We start from the raw sequence: 20,628 nt of genomic DNA, 5'->3' as shown, positions 1-20,628 counted from the left end.
GACGACAGGCGTCGTCGGGCATACTCCTTCACGTGAACGAAGCCCCCACCGCCCCCAGTCTCGACGGCCGCGAGTTCGTGATGGAGTCCTCGACCAACAGCGCGGTCGACCCCGCGTCGCCGTCGCGCTTCCACTACTTCGAGCGCGACGGGGTGATCTGGGGCGACTACGTGGGCGACACCGTGACCTTCGGCCGCTTCGTCGGCACGCGCTCGGGCGACGCCCTGCAGGTCTCGTTCGTGCACCAGCTGCTCGACGGCGAGACGATCGTGAGCGGCACCGGCGGCAGTCGTGTCGAGCTCGACGCCACCGGTCGCGTGCGGCTCGTCGAGGACTTCGAGATCGACGGCGTCGACCACGTCAGCATCTGCGTCGAGGTCTGACCCGCGCGACGCGGCCGCCCGCCGGGGCGAGCGCGGCAGGGCTCAGCTGCGTGCCGAGTCCCGCCCGTTTCCGGCCGTGGTGAACCTCGTCATACCCAGGCGGTTCGTCGATCCCGAGCGGTCGGGGATGTCCGAGGGCAGTAGATAGGCCTTCCGCACGACCTCGTCGAGCACGACGACCGACACCACCGACTTCACCTCGGGCCGCGCGGCGACGACTCCCGTGACGAAGTCGTGCACGCCCCCGATGTCGAGCGAGCGAACGAGCAGCATGGCGTCGTGCTCGCCGGTGGTGATGCAGCAGTACTCGACGTCGGGCATCTGCAGGATGCCCTCCCGGAACCGGTGCCAGGACTGCGGGTGCACCGTCACGAACACGAGCGCGCAGACGTCGAGCCCCACCTTGCCGGGGTCGACCTGGGCCGAGAACCCGGTGATCACCCCCGAGGCGGTGAGCTGCTCGACCCGGTTGTAGACGCTCGCCCGCGAGACGTTCACCCGCTCGGCGAGGGCCGACATCGAGATGCGGCCGTTCTCCCGCAGGATGGCGAGGATGCGCAGATTGACCTCGTCGAGACCGCCCGCGCTTTGTCCAGCGGCCGGGGTCACGGCCTGATCGGTGATCGACATAATCTGCTCCTCGTCCGCCGATGTCGGCATTTCGTCCACGATAGTGCCTCCGTGAAAAAAGACTGCGTCGCTGTGTGCCACAGTTTCCCAACACCGTCCAGCCGACCCATTCCCAGGAGGCCTCCATGGTTTTCCGCACCACACGCACAGCGCGCTCCACCCCGACCCGAGTCGCGATCGCCGCAGCAGCGGTCTCGCTCACGCTCCTCGTCGCGGGCTGCTCCTCGGGCCGCACCGACACCGCCGATGGCAGCAGCAAGACGCTCACCATCAACAAGGCGTTCGACCTCAAGACGGCCGACCCGGGCCGCATGTACGAGCCCACCGGCCAGCTGGTCGACAAGGCGCTCTACGAGACCCTCCTCACCTTCGAGGGCGGCGACGTCTCGAAGGTCGTCGACGGCGTCGCGAGCCTCGAGCAGTCCGACGACGCGAAGACCTTCACCCTCACCCTGAAGGGCGAGCACACCTTCTCCGACGGCACCGCGATGACCGCCGACGACGTGGTGTTCTCGCTGCAGCGCGTGATCGGCCTGAAGGGCAACCCCTCCTTCCTGCTCGACGGCGTCACCGTCACGAAGAAGGACGACACGACCGTCGTGCTGACCACCGAGAACCCCACGCCCGCCCTCCCGGCGATCCTGGCGAACCCGGCCCTCGGCATCCTGAACTCGAAGGTCGTGAAGGAGAACGGCGGCACCACCGACGAGACCGACACCGCCGAGAAGTTCCTCAACACCACCTCCGCCGGCTCGGGCCCTTACGTGCTCGACACCCTCGACCTCGCCTCGCAGGTCGTGCTGAAGGCCAACGAGAACTACGACGGCGACGCCCCCGGCTACGGCCGCGTGGTCATCCAGAACGTCGAGGGCGCGACCCAGAAGATCAACGTCGAGGGCGGCAGCGCCGACGTGGCGCTCGACCTCTCGGGCACCCAGGCCGAGGCCCTCGGCGACTCCGTCGACGTCACCAGCGACCCCTCTGCGAACGTCATCTTCCTGCTGCTCAACCAGAACCCGAGCGTCTCGACGATCACCTCGAACCCCGACTTCGTGAAGGCCGTCAAGGAGGCCGTCGACTACGACGACCTGGTCTCGATCGCCGGCACGGGAACCGCGCAGGCCTCAGGTGTCGTCCCGAGCATGCTGCTCGGCGCCCTGCCCGAGAGCGGCGCCCTCACGCAGGACCTCGACGCCGCCAAGGCCGACCTCGCGAAGAGCGGCTACGCCGGCGAGTCGGTGACGCTCAACTTCCCGAGCGACATCAGCCTGAACGGCATCGACTTCCCGACGATCGCCCAGCGCATCCAGTCGCAGCTCAAGGACGCTGGCATCACGGTGGAGCTCGCCCCGGCCCCCGTGGCCACCGAGCTCGACGCCTACCGCAACGGCACCGAGACCATGGGCCTGTGGTACTGGGGCCCCGACTACCCCGACCCGAGCGACTACCTCGTCTTCACCCCGGGCAACGTCGTCGGTCTCCGCTCCGGCTGGGCCGAGGGCGCGAACCCCGCGATCTCGACGCTCGCCGACGCCGCGGCCGCCGGGGGCAGCGACGAGGAGCGCCAGTCGCGCTTCGAGGAGCTGCAGACCGCGCTGAACGCCGACGGTCCGTTCATCCCGCTGCTCCAGCCCGGCAACAACATCGCCGCGGCCAAGGACGTGACGGGCGTCGTCTACAACGCCGTGTGGACCATCGACATCGCGGCCCTCGCCGCGAAGTAACCCGTGTCCACCAGCACGAAGGCCGTCCGGTCCCCGCGTTCGCGCGGGGGCCGGGCGGCCCACCCGTTCCTCCGCTACGCGCTGCGGCGCGTGCTCACCTCGCTGCTGCTCGTGGTGGGTGTGACCCTGGTCACCTTCGTGCTGACGAACCTCGTGCCGGGCGACCCGGTGGCGGCGGCCCTCGGCCAGCGCGCCGCGGAGGACCCGGCGATCGTCGCCCAGTTCCGCGCCACCTACGGCCTCGACCAGCCGCTCGTGGTGCAGTACTTCACCTACCTCGGCAACCTGCTGCACGGTGACCTCGGCGTCTCGACCACCACGCACAACCCCGTGGTCGACGACCTGGCGAAGGCCCTGCCGGCCACGCTCGAGATCGCCTTCGGCGCCATCGTGCTCAGCGTGATCATCGGCGTCGTGCTCGGCACGATCGCCGCGTACCGGCGCGGCAAGGCGTCAGACCACGTGCTGCGCGTGGTCTCGCTGGCCGGCCTCAGCGTGCCGACCTTCTGGCTCGCGCTCGTGCTCTACTACGTCTTCTACTTCCAGCTGCACATCGCCCCGGGCTCGGGCCGGCTGAGCAGCGACTTCACGACGCCGCCGACGGTGACGGGCCTCTACACGGTGGATGCCCTGCTGGCCGGTCAGCTCGACACCTTCCTCGACGCGGCCTCGCACCTGTTCCTGCCGGTGCTCGTGCTCACGCTCTACACGGTGGGCCTGCTCACCCGGTTCGTGCGCACGGCGGTGCTCGAGATCCTCGACCAGGACTACGTGCGCGCCGCCCGGGCCAAGGGCCTGCCGACCCGCACGGTGATCTTCTCGTACGTGCTGCGCGGGGCGAGCATCCCGATTCTCACCGTCGTCGGCCTCGCCTTCGGCAGCCTGCTCAGCGGCACCGTGCTCGTCGAGGCCATCTTCGCCTGGCCCGGCATCGGCTCGTACGCCTACCAGGCCGCCTCGCACCTCGACCTGCCCGGCATCATGGGCGTCGGCCTCCTGATCGGCGTGATGTATCTGCTCGTGAACCTGATCGTCGACCTGCTCTACGGCGTGCTCGACCCGAGAGTGAGGCTGGCCTCGTGACGGATGCGCGAACCACCCGTCCCGACCCGCGCGACGGTGCCCCGGCCGGCCCCCGCGACGGTGTCGGCGCCGGGATGCTCGACCCGGTTTCCACCGCCGGCCCCCGCTGGCGTCGCCCGCGCCTGCGGCTCGGCCGCTGGTCGGCGCCGCTCGGCCTGTTCGGTGCCGCCGTCGGCGTCCTCTGGATCCTCGTCGCCGTGCTCGCCCCCGTGATCGCCCCGCACGACCCGCTCGCGCAGGACCTGCCCATCCTCCAGGCGCCCGGCGAGGGCACCCTGATGGGCACCGACGCGCTCGGCCGCGACGTCTTCTCCCGCGTGATCTGGGGCGCCCGCGTCACCATCCCGCTCGCCCTGCTGCTCGTGGTGATGTCGGTGCTGATCGGCGCCGTCGTCGGCGCGATCGCCGGCTTCTTCGGCCGCGCGGTCGATGAGGTCGCGATGCGCGTCACCGACCTCGTGATGGCGTTCCCCACGGTCATCCTGGCCATGGTGATCGCGGCCGCCCTCGGGGCGTCGCTGCTGAACGCGGTGCTCGCGGCGCTGATCGTGTCGTGGCCCGCCTACGCGCGACTCACCCGCGGTCTCGTGCTGGGCTTGCGCTCCTCGAACTACGTCGTGTCGGGCCAGTTGCTCGGCTTCTCGCCGCTGCGCTCGCTCGGCCGAGACATCGCTCCGAACATCGTCGGCCCGGTGCTCGTGCTCGCGAGCCTCGACATCGGCACGGCCATCCTGCTGCTGTCGGGGCTGTCGTTCCTCGGGCTCGGGGCGAAGCCGCCGACCGCCGAGTGGGGCTCGATGGTGTCGGATGCGATCCAGAACTTCGACGCGTGGTGGATCGGGGTCTTCCCGGGACTGGCGATCCTCACCGTGGTGATCGCGTTCAACTTCGTCGGCGACGCCCTGCGTGACGCCCTCGACCCCAAATCGCAGACCATCCGCGGGGGAGGCACCACGCTGTGACCGACGCACTCACCATCAGCGAGCTGCGCATCCGCACCCGCAGTCACCCCATCGTCGACGGAATCGACCTGGCGCTTCGGCGGGGCGGCATCCACGGCCTGGCCGGGGAATCGGGCTCGGGCAAGACCATGACGGCGCTGGCCGTGCTCGGGCTGCTCCCTGGCTCGATGACGGCGAGCGGGAGCATCCGGCTGGCCGACGACACTTCTGCCGGCGTCACGACCGGTGGCTCGGCAGGCGGTTCGGCCGGCGGCTCGATCGAGCTCGTCGGAGCGTCGCGGCAGGTGCTCGGCGCGGTGCGCGGGCGCCGGGTCGCCATGGTCTTCCAGGACCCGTCGACGAGCCTGCACCCGCAGCTCACCGTCGGCCGTCAGCTCACCGACCACCTGCGCCACCACCTCGGCCTCGGCAAGGCGGCGGCCCGGTCGAAGGCCGAGGCCCTGCTCGAGCGGGTGCGCGTTCCGGATGCTCGCGCCTCCCTCGCGCGCTACCCCCACCAGTTCTCGGGCGGTCAGCGTCAGCGCATCGCGATCGCGGTGGCGCTGGCGTGCGACCCCTCCGTGCTGCTGGCCGACGAGCCGACCACCGCGCTCGACGTGACGGTGCAGGCCGGAGTGCTGCAGCTCCTGCGTGAGCTGGTCGACGACGGGGGGCTGAGCATCCTGCTCGTCACCCACGACCTCGGCGTGATGAGCGCCGTCGCCGACGAGGTGACGGTGATGCGGCAGGGGCTCGTGGTGGAGTCGGCGCCCCGGGAGCAGCTGTTCACCGCGCCGCAGGACGCCTACACGCGCTCGCTGCTCGCGGCGCTGCCCGGGTCGAGCTTCGAGGAGAGCCCGGAGGAGCTGGTCGAGGAGCTCGTGGAGGGGCGCGAGGGTGCGGCCGGCTCGGGCGGCTCGGACGCCCCGGTCGCCGCCTCGGATCACGACGTCGAAGGGGGAGCGCGATGAGCGCCGGAACGGTTCTCGAGGCCGAGGGCATCGTCGTGGAGTACGGCCGCCGGCCGCCGCTGCGCGCGGTCGACGGGGTCGGCTTCCGTGTGGCGGCCGGCGAGGTCGTGGCGCTGGTCGGCGAGAGCGGCTGCGGCAAGTCGAGCCTCGCGCGTGCCGTCGTCGGCATCGAGAAGCGCCGGGCCGGCGACGTGCGGCTGAACGGGGCCGACGTGCCGACGCTCGGCCTGCGCCGCCGCAGTCCGGTGATGACCGGCATGCAGATGGTCTTCCAGGACCCGAACTCCTCGCTCAACCCCCGCCGCCGCATCGGCGAGCAGATCGGCGACGGCGTGCGTGCCGCGCTCGCCCGCGGCGACGAGGGCTCCGACCCCGCCGACTGGCTGCGCCGGGTCGGGCTCGACCCCGCGATGGTCACCCGCTTCCCGCACGAGTTCTCGGGCGGCCAGAAGCAGCGCATCGCCATCGCGCGGGCGCTCGCGGCCCGCCCGCGGATGCTCGTGGCCGACGAGCCCATCTCCGCCCTCGACGCCTCCACCCAGACGAGCGTCGCCGCCCTGATGCGCTCGCTCAGCGTCGAGGCCGGGGCCGGCATGCTCTTCATCTCGCACGACCTCTCGGTGGTGCGCCGCATCGCCGACCGCGTGCTCGTGATGTACCGCGGCCGAGTCGTCGAGTCGGGTGACACCGAGACGGTGTGGCAGAACCCGCTGCACCCGTACACGCGGGCGCTGCTCGCGGCAATCCCGCTGCCCGACGGGCTGGGCCGGCTGCCGCTCGCGCCCGCCGAGGCCGACCGGGCCGCCTGGCTCGACGACCTGCCCGAGGCGCTGGAGCGGACGAGCGCGTGAGCGCGGTGGAGGAGACCGGGCCGGCGGCATCCGCTCGGTGGAGCATGCCGCGGGCCGTGAACCGCAGCCCGCTGCCCGGCGACGGCGCCTTCATGACCGCCGGCTGGGCCGACCCCGAGCCGGTGATCGACCCCGACGACCCCGTGATCGCCTACACGGCCGAGCGCCGGTCGCGGCTGGCGCAGGCGCTGCCGGCCGAGCTGCTGATCATCCCCGCCGGACTGCCGCGGGTGCGCTCCAACGACAGCGATCACCGCTTCCGACCGGGCACCGACCACGTCTGGCTGACGGGCAACGACGTCGCCGAGAGCGTGCTCGTGGTCGACACCACCGGCGGGGAGGCCGGGTCGATCCTGTACCTGCGTGCCCCGTCGGGGCGCGACGGCGACGAGTTCTGGCAGAACGACGCGCTCGGCGACCTCTGGGTGGGGCCGCGGCCCACGCTCGCCGAGACCCAGGCGGCCCTCGGTATCGAGACCCGGCCGCTCGCCGACTTCACCCGCGACGTGGAACGGGCCGCGCGGCGGGCCCGGCGCATCCGGGTGCTGCCCACTCTCGACGAGCGGGTCGACGAGCTGGTGCGGCAGATCTGCGGGCCGGTGTTCGGGCCGCACCTGGCGCTGAAGGCCACGCTCGACGAGCTGCGCCTGATCAAGAACGACTGGGAGATCGGCCAGCTGCAGCTCGCGGTCGACGGCACCGCCCGCGGCTTCGACGACTGCCTCGAGGCGTGGTCGGATGCTTGCGCGAACCCCCGGGGCGAGCGCTTCCTCGAGGGCACCTTCGCCCGCCGCGCCCTCGTGGAGGGGGAGGGGCCCGCCTACGGCTCGATCGTCGCCGCCGGAGCGCACGCCACCACGCTGCACTACACGCGGAACACCGGCCCCCTCGTCGACGGCGACCTCGTGCTGATGGACATGGGGGTGGAGATGGCCTCCCTCTACGCGGCCGACATCACCCGCACCCTCCCGGTGAGCGGTACCTTCACACCTCTGCAGCGCGACGTCTACTCGATCGTGCTGCGCGCGCAGCAGGCCGGCATCGACGCGCTGCGGGCGGGCGTGCGATTCCAGGACTACCAGGACGCCTGCGGGCGCTCGCTGACGGAGGGGCTGATCGAGCTGGGCCTCATCCGCTGCTCGGTCGACGAGGCGATGGCGCCGTCGGCGTCGTACCACCGGCGGTGGAGCATCTCGCGGGCCGGGCACATGCTCGGCATGGACGTGCACGACTGCAACCACGCTCCGCACGAGACGTACCTCGGCGGGGTTCTCGCGGCCGGGAACACGCTCACGGTCGAGCCGGGGCTGTACTTCCAGCCGGGCGATCTGACGGTGCCGGCCGAGCTGCGGGGGCTGGGCATCCGGATCGAGGACGACCTGGTGGTGACGGAGACGTCGTCGATCCTGCTGTCGGCGGGGATGCCGCGGACGCCGTCCGAGGTGGAGGAGTGGATGGGGGCGCTGGCGCGGTAGGGCGGGCGGCGCGGGTCGTCGCCCGTGCGGGTGGTCGTCGGCGTGAGTCGTCGCCGGCGTGTCGGGGGCGACGAGCGTAGGGTGGGACGATCATGGTCGAGCCCGGGAGTGCCTCAGTTCCTTCACCCGGCTACGCGCCGGCCTCCCCCGACGACATGGGCCAGCTGATCGCCGCCGGGGAGACCGAGGTCACCGACCGGCCGGGCGTGCGGGCCGCTCAGGCGGGCATCTCCCTCGGGGTGCTGCTCGCGATCGTCGTGCCGGCGGCGGCGCTCGTGCTCGGCGCGGCGCTCACCGCCATCGTGGCGTCGGTGTCGCTGTGGATCCCGGGACTCGTGCTGGGCGTCGTCGGCGCACCCTGACCCCCTGACCCCCGGGGCGCATCCGGGGCATCGCCGTCGCTCTGTACGCCGCTCCGGCCCGGGGCTACACTCTCGGTCATCGCAAGTCACCCCCGTCGTGCACCGCCGGAAGCCGGAGTCTGCCATGCCCGCAATGAAGCGTCCCGTCGATCTCGAACCAGCCGAACTGGAGCGGCGCTTCCCGCGCCGGTTCCTCTTCGCCGGAGCAGCCGGGGCCGCCGCAGCGGCGGTCGCCGTCACGGCCGGGGCGGCTGAGCCCGCCGCCGCCGCATCCGCCACCACGCCCTGGATGCTCGGCGGGAACACGGGCGTCACCACGAGCAACTTCCTCGGCCCCACCACCTCCGGTGCGGCGCTGATCTTCAAGACGAAGGCCAACACGAGCTCGGCGGTCTCGGAGAAGATGCGGCTGACCCCGCAGGGCCGGCTGGGGCTCGGTGTCACCGCACCCGCAGCGCGGGTCGACGCCGTGAGCAGCAGCATCGGCATCAAGGGCACGAGCACTTCCACGGCCAGCGACGGTCGAGGCGTGCAGGGGTCGGCGTCCGACGGCTACGGCGTCGAGGGCACGTCGAAGAACTACATGGGCCTGTACGGCACCGGCGGTTACGCCGGATGCTATGCGTCGGGCACCACCTACGGGGTGATCGGCACCGGCTCGGGCGCGGGAAGCTACGGCGGCTACTTCAGCGGCGTCGGCTACGGCGCCATCGTGAACAGCGACGGCTACGGCCTGTTCGCCGCCTCCGGCAACACCGCCATCTACGCCAGCGGCGGCACAGCCGGTGTCGTGGGAGTCGTGAACAACAATGCCGGCAACGCCGTCTCCGGCAACGGCGGTCAGTACGCCGTTCGCGGAGTGGGCGCGTACACCGCGGGCGTGCGCGGAGACTCCAACTACGTCGGCGTCTGGGGTGAGGCCACGACCTTCGGCGTCTTCGGCACCTCCACGGCGACCAGCGGCCAGACCTACGGCGTCTACGGCAGCGCAGCCAGTCCCGCCGGCTACGCGATCTACGCCTCGGGGCGGATGCACGTCAACGGCACGCTGTCCAAGTCGGCGGGCTCCTTCAAGATCGACCACCCGCTCGACCCGGACAACCAGTGGCTGTCGCACTCCTTCGTCGAGTCGCCCGACATGATGAACGTCTACAACGGTAACGTCACCACCGATGCCGATGGCCAGGCGACCGTCGAGCTCCCCTCCTACTTCGAGGCGCTGAACCGGGACTTCCGCTACCAGCTCACCGTGATCGGCGTCTTCGCCCAGGCGATCGTCTCGCGCAAGGTCGCCGACGGCAGCTTCGCCGTCGCGACGGACAAGCCGAACGTCGAGGTGTCGTGGCAGATCACGGGCATCCGCCAGGACAGCTACGCCGCCGAGCACCCGATCATCGTGGAGGAGCCGAAGACCGACCTCGAGCGCGGCTCGGGGGCGGCTGCCCGCGGCTCCGGCCCCGGCTCTTCTGCGACCGCTCCGTTCTCGCCGCCGCAGGCCGCGGAGTCCGAGCCCCCGGCCGACCCCGGTCCCGTCCCGAAGCCCGAGCTGCGCCCCCAGACGAAGCCCGCGTCACCGTCGACCGCACCCTAGGAAACCGAGCATTCATCAGCTGTTTCTGATAGAATCTCAGCATGACTCCAGCCGCCGTGTCCGCCCTCGGTGATGACGCGCTGCTCGAGGCGATGGCGGCCAACGAGCTCGTCGTGCGGGCGGCTTTGGCTCTGCAGATCCGGTTCGCGGGTGAAGTCGCGGTGCGGTCGCGTCCCGAGCTCGGTGACGAGGGCCTGAGCCGGTCGCAGAACTTCACCTCGCCGGTCGCGCTGCTCGCGAATGTCACGGGCGCATCGGCGAAGGAGTGCAAGAACCGACTCGACCTCGGGAAGCGGCTGCGCGGCGAGATCCTGCTCGGCGGTGGCGAGGGGCCGGCGCCGTTCCCCCTGGTCTCTGAGGCGCTCGACGCGGGCGACCTGCCCATCGAGGCGGCCGCCACCATCGTCAAGCGCTGCACCGAACTCGCCGACCGCGGATGCGCGCCCGACGTCGTCGCCGGCGCCGAAGAGACCCTGGTCGACAAGACCCTCTCCTGCCACTTCTCGGCCGATGAGACCGCGAGAATGGCGATCCACCTCCGGGACGTGCTCGACCCCGACGGCGCCGAACCTCGGGACGAGGTGCACCAGCAACTCCGCTTCCTCACCATCGGTCAATCGCCGGACGGGATGATCCGCGGGAAGTTCGCACTGATGCCGCAGCAGGGCGGCATCTGGATGTCGAGCCTGCAAGCGATGCAGAGCCCCCGGGTGACCGGGCCGCGGTTCATGGAGGAGAGCGACTACGTCACCGCTGACGATCGCACCGCGGCGCAGAAGAACGCCGACACCATCACCGAACTCATCGCCCGAGCCGCCGGCGCCGACGACATGCCCCGCATCAACGGCGCCACCACCACCCTCAACCTGCACATGACGCTCGCCGATCTCGAGGCCGGGCGCGGCGTCGGGTACATCGACGGACTCGACGAACCCGTACCCGCGTCGACCGTGGCGCAGCTGCGGTGCAGCTCACCGATGGCAGTGACGCTCTTCGGCGACCGCGGCGAGGTGCTGTTCCACGGCAAGACGAAGCGGCTCTTCACCGCCGCGCAGAACCGTGCACTCGCCGCCCGGGATGGCGGGTGCGTGTGGCCGAGCTGCGACCGACCACCCTCCTACTGCGAAACCCACCACGCCGACGAATGGGTCTCCGACGACCACCCACCCGGCAGAACCGACATCGACAACGGGGTCCTCCTCTGCCACTTCCACCACTCACACCTCCACAAAGCAGACTGGAAACTAGTCATGCAGGGCGGAGTCCCGCATCTGATCCCGCCCCGGTGGAACGATCCTGAACAGACACCCATCCCGACCACACGCCGACGCACCATCACGCGCCCGGCTGCGTGACAACGCGCCCACCTGCGCCAACCAGCCACGGCAACCGAGGGCAAGCGCGAAGCGCGCGGCAGCCCAGTCGGCAGCCAGCGCCACCCGTCCCACCCGGAGGGGCTGCCGCGCGCTGACGCGCTTGCCCTCGATGGCCATGGCCGGGTGGAGAGACACGTGACGATGGTCACGAGTCCACGGGTGGGGTGCGGTTCAGGAGGCGGCCGGGGTGCGGAGTTGGCGGCAGGTGAGCGCGCCGCCGCAGGGGATCGCGACGAGGTCGCCGGGCGCCAGGTCGTCGGGCAGCTGGACGGTATGCCCCGAGAGCTGGAACGGGCGGGTGTGCCGGGTCGAGGCGCGGCCGAGCATCCGGAGTTCGTCGAAGCACGCGGCCGTGTCGGTGAGGCCTGCGTCGAGCACCAGTTCGCCCCCGTGCGTGATCGCGGTCACCCGGGCGACGACCACACAGGCTTGGTCGCGGTCGGAGGGGCGGCCGTGGGTGCCGGGCACCACAGCGGCGGCGACGTGGACGCAGGGGGTGCCACAGATGGCGACGAGGCGCAGCAGGGAGACGCCGGAGACGATGACGTCGGTGGTGGTGGGGTGGGTCCACTCGGGCCAGCGGTCGATCGCGAGGGGGTCAGGGATGGAGGCGCGGAGGGTGGGGAGGATGCTGGTGAGAGTCACGAATGAAGGTCTACGCCGCCGGCCGGGGCGGTGCGGGAGTCCTAACGGAATCCGAGCGCGCGGGCGCCGGATCCTCACGCCGATCCTCACTCGGAGCCGATCGCGGCGACCTCAGACAGAGGCCACGTCAGGCGGAGGCCACGTCAGGCGGAGCGGAGCCTGAGCTCTAGGCGGGCCCCGCCGAGCGACGAGTCCAGCGCTTCGACCGTCCCGCCGTGCGCCGCCGCGATCGATGCCACGATCGGCAGCCCGAGACCCGAGCCGCCGCTGTCGCGGGCGCGCGACTCGTCCAGCCGCACGAAGCGCTCGAAGACGCGGGTGCGCTCGGAGGGTGGGATGCCCGGGCCGTCGTCGTCCACGGCGAGCACCGCGACGCCGCCCTCGACGCGGCACCTCAGCGCGATGCGGCCGCGGGCGTGCCGTGCTGCGTTGTCGCCGAGGTTGCGGAGGGCTCGGGCGAGCATCTGCTCGTCGCCATGCACGCGCGCAGCCGAGACGGCGGTCGCGTCGATGACGAGCCCGGAGTCGGGCGCGAGTGCGCGGAGCCGCCGCGCCTCGGCGAGGGCGAGATCGTCGAGGTCGACGTCCCGGGCATCCGGAACCAGGCCACGCTCGTCGGCCCGCGTCAGCAGCAGCAGCCCGTCGACGAGCTCGGCCATGCGGGCGGACTCCTCGGCGACGGTGCGGCCGAGGCGGTCGGCGGGCATCCGCTCGGGGTAGGCGAGGGCCACCTCGGCGTTCTGCCGCAGGGCGCTGATGGGGGAACGCAGCTCGTGCGAGGCGTCGGAGACGAAGCGGCGCTGCCGGCGCTGGCTCTCGTCGAGGCGCTCGAGCATGCGGTTCATGGTCTGGGCGAGGCGATCGATCTCGTCGCCCGAGCCGGGGGCGGCGATGCGACGGCCGAGGTCGGCGGCGGTGACCTGCTCGGTGTCCAAGCGGATGCGCTCGACCGGCCGCAGCGCCCGGCCCACGGCGAGCCACGTCACGAGGGCCATGGCGGCGACGAGCAGCGGCACGGCCACGAGCAGCAGCACGATCGTCGTGACGACGGCCTCGGCACGCGGGCCGTCGTCGACTCCGGCGATGAGCAGGCCGGCGTCGGTCTCATTCGCGGCGACTACTATCGAGTCGTCCTCGTCGGGCACCGGGATCACGCGACCGGTCAGCTCGTCGGCGCCGTCGCCGTCGCCGTCGGAGCGCCCCGCCAGCGCCGGCGCATCCTCCAGCTCGTCGGTCGCACCCAGCACGACCCCGTCGCGCACGAGCTGCCCGTAGCCGTCGAGCTCGGCGAGCGCAGCCGGCCCGCCGGCGTCGAGGGCGGCCTCGAACCGCTCGAGTTCGACGGAGGCGGCCGTCCGCGCCTGGTCGAGCAGGCTCTGCGAGAGCACCAGCGCGAACCCGGCCCCGCCGAGCCCCGCCGACACCGCGGCGACCACCGTCGTGACGAGCGTGATCCGCCCCCGCACCGAACGGAACCGCCGCCGCTCACCCATCGTCGACCACCCGGTACCCCGATCCGCGCATGGTCTCGATCGACGCCCGCCCGAACGGCCTATCGACCTTGTTGCGCAGGTGCCGCACGTACACCTCGACGATGTTCGGGTCGCCCTCGAAGTCGAAGTCCCACACGGCGCCGAGCACCTCGCGCTTGGACACCACGGCGCCCGCCCGCGACACGAGGTACTCGAGCACGCTGAACTCCCGCGTCGTCAGCTCGATGGGCACGGCGCCTCGGGTGACCCGCTTGGCCGCCGGGTCGAGCGCCAGGTCGCCCACGGTCAGCACCGTCGGCCGCTCGGCGCCCCCGCGCCGGATCAGCGCCCGCAACCGCGCCAGCAGCACCTGGAACGAGAACGGCTTGGTGAGGTAGTCGTCGGCCCCGGTATCGAGCGCCTCGACCTGGTCGAGATCGCCGTCCTTCGCGGTGAGCATGATGACGGGCGTCCAGTCGCCCGCGCGCCGCAGCTCCTCGCAGACGCGGAACCCGCTCATCCCCGGCAGCATGAGGTCGAGCACGATGGCGGCATAGTCGTTCTCCTGCGCGAGCCACAGCCCGTCGGTGCCGTTGGTGGCGGTGTCGACCGCGAACCCCTCTGCCTCGAGCCCGGTCTCGACGGCGCGCAACAGGTTCAGCTCGTCGTCGATCACCAGGATGCGCATCCGACTCCCCTCTGCTTCGACAACGCTACAAGGGCGGGCCCGACCGCGAGCCCGCCCTGTGCCACACGACTACTTCTCGACGCGCACCACGCCGAACGACTCGTCGAGGTCGACGTCGACCTCGGTGCCGTCGTCGAGTCGCACCTCCACGTCGTAGGCGTGGTCGGCGTCGTCGCTCGTCTCGGCGTCGGTCACGGTGCCACCGCCGGCTGCGGCGACGGCGGCCTTCGAGGCCTGGTCGAGAACGTCTCCCGTGAGGTCGTCGGGGTCGACGGATGCGCTGCCGCCGCCGCCCGCGTTGTTCTCGTCGCCCGTGCCGCCCGATCCGGTGTCGCCCACCCGCTCGTCGGGGCTGCTCGACACCACCCCGAAGGATCCGTCGAGCTCGACCTCGTAGTACCGCCCGTCGTCGCCCGTCAGCTCGAGCTCGTACCCGTCGTCGTCGCGCTCGGCCGAGGTCACCGATCCGCCGCCGATCTCCTCGGAGGCGACCGACGCCGCGCGGTCGAGGTCGCCGCCCGTCAGCGCGTCGGAACCCTCGAACCCGTCGGTCGCGGCGTAGGCGATGCCGGAGCCGCCGAGAACGAGCACGGCCGCCAGGGTTGCTCCGCCGATGATCTTCGTCTTCTTCTGCATGGGGTTCTCTTTCGTGAGGTGAGGTGGCACGCGCTGCGTGCGAACTCCGCCACCCTGCCAAGCGGCCGCTGAAGCCAGCCTGAAGCGCGGGTGGCTGCGGGTGAATACTGGAGGCATGACCAGCGCACGTGTCGTATCCGTCAGCAGTGACGACCAGCATCGGTTCTCCAAGGCGCCCCAGGAGGTCGTCACCCTCGTGGCAGGCCGAGGGATCGAGGGCGACGCGCACTTCGGTGAGACGGTGCAGCACCTCTCGCGCATCCGCCGCGACCCGACCGAGCCCAACCTCCGGCAGGTCCACCTGATCCACCGTGAGCTGTTCGACGACGTCGACGCCGAGGTTGCCCCCGGCGAGCTGGGCGAGAACATCACCTCCGAGGGCATCGACCTGCTCGGGCTGCCGCGCGGCACGGTGCTCCGACTCGGCGCCCACGCGGCGGTGGAGGTGACCGGGCTGAGGAACCCGTGCCTCCAGATCGACCGGTTCGAGCCGGGCCTGCTGAAGCAGGTCGTCGGGAAAGACGCCGAGGGTCGCACGGTGCGCAAGGCGGGGGTCATGGGCGTCGTGCTGGAGGGTGGCGAGGTGCGCCCGGGCGACACGATCCGCGTGGAGCTGCCGGCCGAGCCGCACGAGTCGCTGCAACCGGTCTGACCGTGCGACCCTCAGGGATGGGACAGGCGGGGATCGAGGAAGCGCGGGTCCGCCGGGCGCGCATCCGCTTCATCATGATGGCGATCACCGGGGTGGTCGTCGCCGCAGCGGTGGCCGCCGCGGGTTTCGTCGAGATCTGTGTCGTCGCCGGCTGGGCCGCGGCGTGCATCGTGTACCTGACGTGGGTCTGGGTGAACATCGGTCACCTGGATGCGCACCAGACGCAGACCCACGCCAGCCGGGAGAACCCGACCCGCACCACGAGCGACGTGCTGCTGCTGCTCGCCAGCGTCGCGAGCCTCGTGGTCGTGGTGCTCGTGCTGGTGCTCTCGACCGCGTCGCCGGGCGTCGAACGGGACGTGCTGAGCGGAACGGCGATCCTCAGCGTGGTGCTGTCGTGGTTCCTGATCCACACCCTGTACACGCTGCGCTACGCGGTGCTCTACTACTCGGGCACGCCGGGCGGCGTGAGCTTCAACCAGGACGAACCACCGCGGTTCGCCGACTTCGCCTACCTGGCGTTCACGCTCGGAATGACGTTCCAGGTCTCCGACACGAACATCTCGTCGTCCGCCATCAGGGGCACGGTTCTTCGCCACTCTCTGCTGTCGTACCTGTTCGGAGCGGTCATCCTGGCGACGCTGGTGAACCTCGTGTCGGGCTTCTAGGACGACGGCGAGGCCCCCCTACGCCCGCGCCACCCCCGTCGACTCCCGCACCACGAGCTCCGTCGGCACCGTCGTCACCCCGCCCGACGACGAGTGCCCGCCCGCCGCGATCTGCTCGAACAACCGCGACATCGCCAGCCGCCCCACCGAGTGGAAGTCCTGCCGCACCGTCGTCAGCGGCGGCCAGAACGAGTGGGCCTCCTCCATGTCGTCGTACCCCACGACGCTCACGTCACCCGGGATGTCCCGCCCCAGCTGGTGCAGCGCCCGCATCGCGCCGAGCGCCATCTGGTCGTTCGCGGCGAAGATCGCGGTCACCGTGGGGTCGGCGGCCAGGCCGAGCGTGATCTGGTACCCCGACTCGGTCGACCAGTCGCCGTGGTGCACCGACGGCGGCGTGATTCCGGATGCACGCAGCGTCGCGCGCCACGAGTCCACCCGGTGCATCGCCGAGAACGAGGTGGTCGGCCCGGCGATGTGGTGCACCTGACGGTGGCCGAGGTCGAGCAGATGCTGGGTCGCGAGCCGCGCGCCCTCCATCTGGTCGTTGTCGACCACCGCGTATCCGGAGCCCGCGTTGGAGTCGATGACGACCACCGGCAGGCCGGGCGGCAGCGTGATCTCGCCCCGGTCGATCAGGTGCGCCTCGAAGACGATCACCACACCGTCGACGGCCTGGTCGTTGAGCCGGCGGTAGGCGCCGGTGACCGCGCCCTGCGTCTGGTCGACGAGCGGGATGAGCGTGACCGAGTAGTCCGCCTTGGCCGCCTCGGTGGCGATCGCGTCGAGCGTGCGCATGTTGCCGAAGGTGCCGAGCGTGAACATGATCACGCCGATGCTGTTGAAGCGGCCGCTCTTCAGGGCGCGCGCGGCGCCGTTCGGGCGATAGCCGAGCGCCTGCATCGAGGCGAGCACCCGGTCGCGGGTCGACTCGTCGACGTTGGTGAGGCCGTTGGAGACCCGTGACACCGTCTGCGACGAGACGCCCGCGTGCTGGGCGACGTCGGCCATCGACGGCGGCCGGCGTCGGCCGGACTTTAGCGTGTCGGTCACGGTATCCCCTCGTTGCGATCAAGCGTGGCACCGATCCCCGTCAGCGCTTGCATGGTTACGTCAACATGTTATGCTCGTCGCGGCTCATGTTGACGCAAACATCGCGGTGATACGAGCAGAACGAGCAGAAACCCTCCAGCGAAGGAAGTGGACGATGACGTCGGCAGCAGTCACACCCCGCCCCATGCGGCGGGCCCGACGCGATTGGCGGGGCTGGGGCTTCGTCGCCCCGTTCATGATCGTGTTCCTCGCGGTGCTGGTCGCTCCCGTGGTCTACGCGATCGTGCTCTCGCTGTTCCGCCAGCAGCTCGTCGGCGGCTCGGGCTTCGTGGGCCTCGGCAACTACGTGCAGCTGTTCCAGGACGCGAAGTTCTGGGAGTCGCTGTTCCGCGTCACCCTCTTCCTCGTGGTGCAGGTGCCGATCATGCTCGCCCTGTCGCTGTTCGTGGCGCTCGCCGTCGACAGCGCCCGCCTGCACGGCTCGAGCTTCTTCCGCATCGCGATCTTCCTGCCCTACGCCGTGCCCGGTGTCGTCGCGGCCCTGATCTGGGGCTTCATGTACGGCAACCAGTTCGGCCTCTCGGGCTCGATCAACGACCTCGTGGGCTTCGAGCTGCTGCAGCCGTTCAGCTCGCAGTGGGTGCTGGCCTCGATCGGCAACATCGTCACCTGGGAGTTCATGGGCTACAACATGCTCATCTTCTATGCGGCGCTGAAGGTCATCCCCGGCGAGCTGTACGAGGCGGCCGAGCTCGACGGTGCCGGCCAGTTCCGCATCATCTCGGGCATCAAGCTGCCGGCGCTGCGCGGCTCGATCGTCATCGCGACGGTCTTCTCTATCATCGGCAGCTTCCAGCTCTTCAACGAGCCGAACCTGCTGAAGAACCTCGCACCGAACGTCATCTCGAGCTACTTCACGCCGAACATGTACGCCTACAACCTCTCGTTCGCCGGCCAGCAGTTCAACTACTCCGCCACCGTCGCGATCGTGATGGGCATCATCACCGCGGTCATCGCCTACATCGTGCAGCTGCGCGGTTCCCGTCAGGAGGTGCGCTGAGTTGAGCGCCGTCACCGAAACCCTGCCCGCGGCGAAGAAGACCCGCCGCCCGAACTACGTGCGCCCGAGCAAGGCCCCGCGCCAGCGCAAGTCGATCGTGCTCACGATCGTCATGGCGATCGTGGTCATCTACTCCGTCGTCCCGCTGCTCTGGCTCGTGCTGAACGCCACCAAGAGCCAGGCCGATCTGTTCTCGAGCTTCGGCCTCTGGTTCGGCGGCGACTTCAACCTCTGGCAGAACATCGTCGACACCGTCACCTACCGCGACGGCATCTTCCTGCAGTGGTTCGGCAACACCCTGCTCTACGTGGTGGTCGGAGCGGGCGGGGCGACCTTCCTCGCGACGGTGGCCGGCTACGGGCTGGCGAAGTACAACTTCCCGGGTCGGCGTGCGGTGTTCGCCGTCGTGCTAGGTGCCGTCGCCATCCCGGGCACGGCCCTGGCGGTGCCGACGTTCCTGATGTTCAGCCAGCTCGGCCTCACCAACACGCCGTGGGCGGTCATCCTGCCCTCGCTGATCAGCCCGTTCGGCCTCTACCTGATCTGGAACTTCGCGGTCGACGCGGTGCCCACCGAGATCCTCGAGGCGGCCCGGATGGACGGGGCGAGCGAGATCCGCACCTTCTTCACGATCTCGCTGCGACTGCTCTCGCCCGGCATCGTCACGGTGCTGCTGTTCGCCATCGTGGCCACCTGGAACAACTACTTCCTGCCGCTGATCATGCTCTCCGAGCCCACCTGGTACCCCCTCACCGTGGGGCTCAGCCAGTGGAGCGCGCAGGCGAGCGGCGTCGCGGCCCAGCCCATCTACAACCTGGTGATCACCGGTGCTCTCCTCACCATCGTGCCGATCGTGGTCGCCTTCCTGTTCCTCCAGCGCTTCTGGCAGTCGGGCCTGAGCGCCGGAAGCGTCAAGCAGTGACGCACCCCCGCACCATCCCGAGCACCCCCTCCACAACGAAGAAGTTCGAAAGGAACCCCCGATGAAGATCACGTCCCGGAGGTCGACACTGCGCCGTGTCGCCCTCGCCACAGCAACCACCCTCGCCCTCGGGCTCTCGCTCGCGGCCTGCGCCTCCGGCAGCAGCTCGTCGAGCGGCGGCGGCTCGTCCGACGACATCGAGGCCGCGCTCGAGAAGGGCGGCACCCTGACCTACTGGAGCTGGACCCCGTCCGGCGAGGCCCAGGTCGCCGCCTTCGAGAAGGCCTACCCGAACGTCGACGTCAAGCTCGTCAACGCCGGCACCAACACCGACGAGTACACCAAGCTGCAGAACGCGATCACCGCGGGCTCGGGCGCCCCCGACGTGGCCCAGGTCGAGTACTACGCCATCCCGCAGTTCGCGCTCTCCGACTCCCTCGTCGACCTGAGCTCCTACGGCTTCGGCGACCTCGAGAGCCAGTACAGCGGCGGCCCGTGGAGCTCGGTCTCCTTCGAAGGCAAGATCTACGGCCTGCCCCAGGACTCGGGCCCCATGGCCATGTTCTACAACAAGACGGTGTTCGACCAGTACGGAATCGCCGTGCCCACCACCTACGACGAGTACGTCGCCGCGGCCGAGAAGCTGCACACGGCCGACCCGTCGAAGTACATCACCTCCGACACGGGCGACCCCGGCTTCGCCACCAGCATGATCTGGCAGGCCGGCGGCAAGCCGTTCACCGCCGAGGGCACCGACGTCTCGATCGACCTGCAGGATGACGGCTCCAAGAAGTGGGCCGACACCTGGAACAAGCTCAACGAGGGCGGCCTGCTCTCCAGCACCCCGAGCTGGGGCGACGAGTGGTACAAGGGTCTCGGCGACGGCAGCATCGCGACGCTCCTGACCGGCGCGTGGATGCCCGGCGTGCTCGAGTCCTCGGTGGCCGACGCCTCGGGTGACTGGCGCGTGGCCCCCATGCCCACCTACGACGGCACCCCGGTGACCGCCGAGAACGGCGGCGGCGGCCAGGTCGTGCTGAAGCAGTCGAAGAACCAGGCCCTGGCGGCCGGCTTCCTGAAGTGGCTGAACTCCGACCCCGAGTCGATCAAGGTCTTCCTCGAGTCGGGCGGCTTCCCCGCCACCACGGCCGACCTCGAGTCGCCCGAGTTCCTCGCCGAGGCCCCCGAGTACTTCGGCGGCCAGAAGATCAACGAGGTGCTCGTCGACGCGTCGAAGAACGTGCCCACCGGCTGGCACTACCTGCCTTACCAGGTGTACGCCAACAGCATCTTCGGTGACACCGTCGGCCAGGCCTACGAGAACAAGGGCGACCTGAACGAGGGCCTGTCGACCTGGCAGGACCAGCTGGTCGACTACGGCAACCAGCAGGGCTTCACCGTCAAGTAGCACCCACGAGCGCGGCGGTCGGCGACCCCGGCCGCCG

At 70.6% G+C, this 20,628-nt stretch carries 21 protein-coding genes; 15 read left to right on the top strand and 6 right to left on the bottom strand.

The window, feature by feature from the left end:
• The first annotated feature begins 32 nt into the window (after positions 1-32).
• Positions 33-383: an avidin-fold protein gene (locus tag NVV95_RS06685; RefSeq protein ID WP_259485762.1), complete on the top strand. Its 351-nt coding sequence runs from the start codon at positions 33-35 to the stop codon at positions 381-383.
• 42 nt (positions 384-425) lie between these two features.
• On the opposite strand, the gene NVV95_RS06680 is transcribed toward NVV95_RS06685, so the two are convergent.
• Positions 426-1,013, bottom strand: coding sequence for an Lrp/AsnC family transcriptional regulator (locus NVV95_RS06680; RefSeq protein ID WP_259485761.1), 588 nt, complete (start codon positions 1,011-1,013; stop codon positions 426-428).
• Between the two features lie 125 nt (positions 1,014-1,138).
• Here NVV95_RS06680 and NVV95_RS06675 point away from each other — a divergent pair, with 125 nt between their 5' ends.
• The 9 genes from NVV95_RS06675 (at position 1,139) to NVV95_RS06635 (ending at position 11,366) form a co-directional block, all read left to right on the top strand.
• Positions 1,139-2,737 carry an ABC transporter substrate-binding protein gene (locus NVV95_RS06675; protein WP_259485760.1) on the top strand — a complete coding sequence of 533 codons (1,599 nt, stop codon included), beginning with the start codon at positions 1,139-1,141 and terminating at the stop codon, positions 2,735-2,737.
• Between the two features lie 3 nt (positions 2,738-2,740).
• Positions 2,741-3,820: an ABC transporter permease gene (locus tag NVV95_RS06670; protein ID WP_259485759.1), complete on the top strand. Its 1,080-nt coding sequence runs from the start codon at positions 2,741-2,743 to the stop codon at positions 3,818-3,820.
• Positions 3,817-4,782 carry an ABC transporter permease gene (locus NVV95_RS06665; RefSeq protein ID WP_259485758.1) on the top strand — a complete coding sequence of 322 codons (966 nt, stop codon included), beginning with the start codon at positions 3,817-3,819 and terminating at the stop codon, positions 4,780-4,782. Before NVV95_RS06670 ends, NVV95_RS06665 begins: the two co-directional genes overlap by 4 nt.
• Complete coding sequence (locus NVV95_RS06660; RefSeq protein WP_259485757.1) at positions 4,779-5,732, top strand: ATP-binding cassette domain-containing protein; 954 nt, start codon at positions 4,779-4,781, stop codon at positions 5,730-5,732. Before NVV95_RS06665 ends, NVV95_RS06660 begins: the two co-directional genes overlap by 4 nt.
• Positions 5,729-6,583, top strand: coding sequence for an ATP-binding cassette domain-containing protein (locus NVV95_RS06655; RefSeq protein WP_259485756.1), 855 nt, complete (start codon positions 5,729-5,731; stop codon positions 6,581-6,583). Before NVV95_RS06660 ends, NVV95_RS06655 begins: the two co-directional genes overlap by 4 nt.
• The gene (locus NVV95_RS06650) at positions 6,580-8,058 is read left to right on the top strand and encodes an aminopeptidase P family protein (RefSeq protein ID WP_259485755.1); all 1,479 of its coding nucleotides are present in this window, start codon (positions 6,580-6,582) and stop codon (positions 8,056-8,058) included. The genes NVV95_RS06655 and NVV95_RS06650 overlap by 4 nt, the downstream gene beginning before the upstream one ends.
• A gap of 92 nt (positions 8,059-8,150) precedes the next feature.
• On the top strand, positions 8,151-8,420 hold the full coding sequence (locus tag NVV95_RS06645) for a hypothetical protein (protein ID WP_259485754.1): 270 nt from the start codon (positions 8,151-8,153) through the stop codon (positions 8,418-8,420).
• A gap of 124 nt (positions 8,421-8,544) precedes the next feature.
• Positions 8,545-10,011, top strand: a complete 1,467-nt coding sequence (locus NVV95_RS06640) for a hypothetical protein (RefSeq protein ID WP_259485753.1) — start codon at positions 8,545-8,547, stop codon at positions 10,009-10,011.
• A 41-nt stretch (positions 10,012-10,052) separates the two neighbouring features.
• Positions 10,053-11,366: an HNH endonuclease signature motif containing protein gene (locus NVV95_RS06635; protein WP_259485752.1), complete on the top strand. Its 1,314-nt coding sequence runs from the start codon at positions 10,053-10,055 to the stop codon at positions 11,364-11,366.
• A 192-nt stretch (positions 11,367-11,558) separates the two neighbouring features.
• Here the strand turns inward: NVV95_RS06635 and NVV95_RS06630 are convergent, their stop codons facing one another.
• The 4 genes from NVV95_RS06630 to NVV95_RS06615 all read right to left on the bottom strand — a co-directional run bounded on the left by NVV95_RS06630 (position 11,559) and on the right by NVV95_RS06615 (position 14,828).
• Positions 11,559-12,032, bottom strand: a complete 474-nt coding sequence (locus tag NVV95_RS06630; protein ID WP_259485751.1) for a hypothetical protein — start codon at positions 12,030-12,032, stop codon at positions 11,559-11,561.
• A gap of 143 nt (positions 12,033-12,175) precedes the next feature.
• Positions 12,176-13,525: a sensor histidine kinase gene (locus NVV95_RS06625; RefSeq protein WP_259485750.1), complete on the bottom strand. Its 1,350-nt coding sequence runs from the start codon at positions 13,523-13,525 to the stop codon at positions 12,176-12,178.
• Entirely contained in the window at positions 13,518-14,192 is a 675-nt protein-coding gene (locus NVV95_RS06620) for a response regulator transcription factor (RefSeq protein ID WP_259485749.1), read from the bottom strand. Before NVV95_RS06620 ends, NVV95_RS06625 begins: the two co-directional genes overlap by 8 nt.
• Before the next feature lie 69 nt (positions 14,193-14,261).
• Positions 14,262-14,828, bottom strand: coding sequence for a PepSY domain-containing protein (locus NVV95_RS06615; RefSeq protein ID WP_259485748.1), 567 nt, complete (start codon positions 14,826-14,828; stop codon positions 14,262-14,264).
• A gap of 115 nt (positions 14,829-14,943) precedes the next feature.
• Between NVV95_RS06615 and NVV95_RS06610 the strand changes: the two genes are divergently transcribed.
• Entirely contained in the window at positions 14,944-15,480 is a 537-nt protein-coding gene (locus tag NVV95_RS06610; RefSeq protein ID WP_259485747.1) for an MOSC domain-containing protein, read from the top strand.
• A gap of 17 nt (positions 15,481-15,497) precedes the next feature.
• Positions 15,498-16,148, top strand: a complete 651-nt coding sequence (locus NVV95_RS06605) for a DUF1345 domain-containing protein (protein WP_259485746.1) — start codon at positions 15,498-15,500, stop codon at positions 16,146-16,148.
• A gap of 18 nt (positions 16,149-16,166) precedes the next feature.
• Here the strand turns inward: NVV95_RS06605 and NVV95_RS06600 are convergent, their stop codons facing one another.
• The gene (locus NVV95_RS06600; RefSeq protein ID WP_375163789.1) at positions 16,167-17,159 is read right to left on the bottom strand and encodes a LacI family DNA-binding transcriptional regulator; all 993 of its coding nucleotides are present in this window, start codon (positions 17,157-17,159) and stop codon (positions 16,167-16,169) included.
• Positions 17,160-17,355: 196 nt separating this feature from the next.
• Here NVV95_RS06600 and NVV95_RS06595 point away from each other — a divergent pair, with 196 nt between their 5' ends.
• The 3 genes from NVV95_RS06595 to NVV95_RS06585 all read left to right on the top strand — a co-directional run bounded on the left by NVV95_RS06595 (position 17,356) and on the right by NVV95_RS06585 (position 20,591).
• Complete coding sequence (locus NVV95_RS06595) at positions 17,356-18,261, top strand: carbohydrate ABC transporter permease (protein ID WP_259485744.1); 906 nt, start codon at positions 17,356-17,358, stop codon at positions 18,259-18,261.
• 112 nt (positions 18,262-18,373) lie between these two features.
• A complete protein-coding gene (locus tag NVV95_RS06590; RefSeq protein WP_259485850.1) occupies positions 18,374-19,183 on the top strand; it encodes a carbohydrate ABC transporter permease in 810 nt (269 codons plus the stop codon).
• 61 nt (positions 19,184-19,244) lie between these two features.
• Positions 19,245-20,591, top strand: coding sequence for an ABC transporter substrate-binding protein (locus tag NVV95_RS06585; protein WP_259485743.1), 1,347 nt, complete (start codon positions 19,245-19,247; stop codon positions 20,589-20,591).
• The last annotated feature ends 37 nt before the right edge of the window (positions 20,592-20,628 follow it).

Origin of the sequence: Herbiconiux gentiana, assembly GCF_024978135.1 — a bacterium.
Taxonomy (GTDB): domain Bacteria; phylum Actinomycetota; class Actinomycetes; order Actinomycetales; family Microbacteriaceae; genus Herbiconiux; species Herbiconiux gentiana.
The sequence above is the reverse complement of the archived record's forward strand: the minus strand, read 5'-3'. Positions and strand labels throughout refer to the sequence as shown.

Bases quoted from the DNA above. Each gene is read 5' to 3' on its own strand.
- NVV95_RS06680 (WP_259485761.1), bottom strand. From the start codon at position 1,013: ATGTCGATCACCGATCAGGCCGTGACCCCGGCCGCTGGACAAAGCGCG.
- NVV95_RS06675 (WP_259485760.1), top strand. From the start codon at position 1,139: ATGGTTTTCCGCACCACACGCACAGCGCGCTCCACCCCGACCCGAGTC.
- NVV95_RS06655 (WP_259485756.1), top strand. From the start codon at position 5,729: ATGAGCGCCGGAACGGTTCTCGAGGCCGAGGGCATCGTCGTGGAGTAC.
- NVV95_RS06645 (WP_259485754.1), top strand. From the start codon at position 8,151: ATGGTCGAGCCCGGGAGTGCCTCAGTTCCTTCACCCGGCTACGCGCCG.
- NVV95_RS06640 (WP_259485753.1), top strand. From the start codon at position 8,545: ATGCCCGCAATGAAGCGTCCCGTCGATCTCGAACCAGCCGAACTGGAG.
- NVV95_RS06635 (WP_259485752.1), top strand. From the start codon at position 10,053: ATGACTCCAGCCGCCGTGTCCGCCCTCGGTGATGACGCGCTGCTCGAG.
- NVV95_RS06625 (WP_259485750.1), bottom strand. From the start codon at position 13,525: ATGGGTGAGCGGCGGCGGTTCCGTTCGGTGCGGGGGCGGATCACGCTC.
- NVV95_RS06620 (WP_259485749.1), bottom strand. From the start codon at position 14,192: ATGCGCATCCTGGTGATCGACGACGAGCTGAACCTGTTGCGCGCCGTC.
- NVV95_RS06615 (WP_259485748.1), bottom strand. From the start codon at position 14,828: ATGCAGAAGAAGACGAAGATCATCGGCGGAGCAACCCTGGCGGCCGTG.
- NVV95_RS06610 (WP_259485747.1), top strand. From the start codon at position 14,944: ATGACCAGCGCACGTGTCGTATCCGTCAGCAGTGACGACCAGCATCGG.
- NVV95_RS06605 (WP_259485746.1), top strand. From the start codon at position 15,498: ATGGGACAGGCGGGGATCGAGGAAGCGCGGGTCCGCCGGGCGCGCATC.
- NVV95_RS06600 (WP_375163789.1), bottom strand. From the start codon at position 17,159: ATGGCCGACGTCGCCCAGCACGCGGGCGTCTCGTCGCAGACGGTGTCA.
- NVV95_RS06595 (WP_259485744.1), top strand. From the start codon at position 17,356: ATGACGTCGGCAGCAGTCACACCCCGCCCCATGCGGCGGGCCCGACGC.
- NVV95_RS06590 (WP_259485850.1), top strand. From the start codon at position 18,374: ATGGCGATCGTGGTCATCTACTCCGTCGTCCCGCTGCTCTGGCTCGTG.
- NVV95_RS06585 (WP_259485743.1), top strand. From the start codon at position 19,245: ATGAAGATCACGTCCCGGAGGTCGACACTGCGCCGTGTCGCCCTCGCC.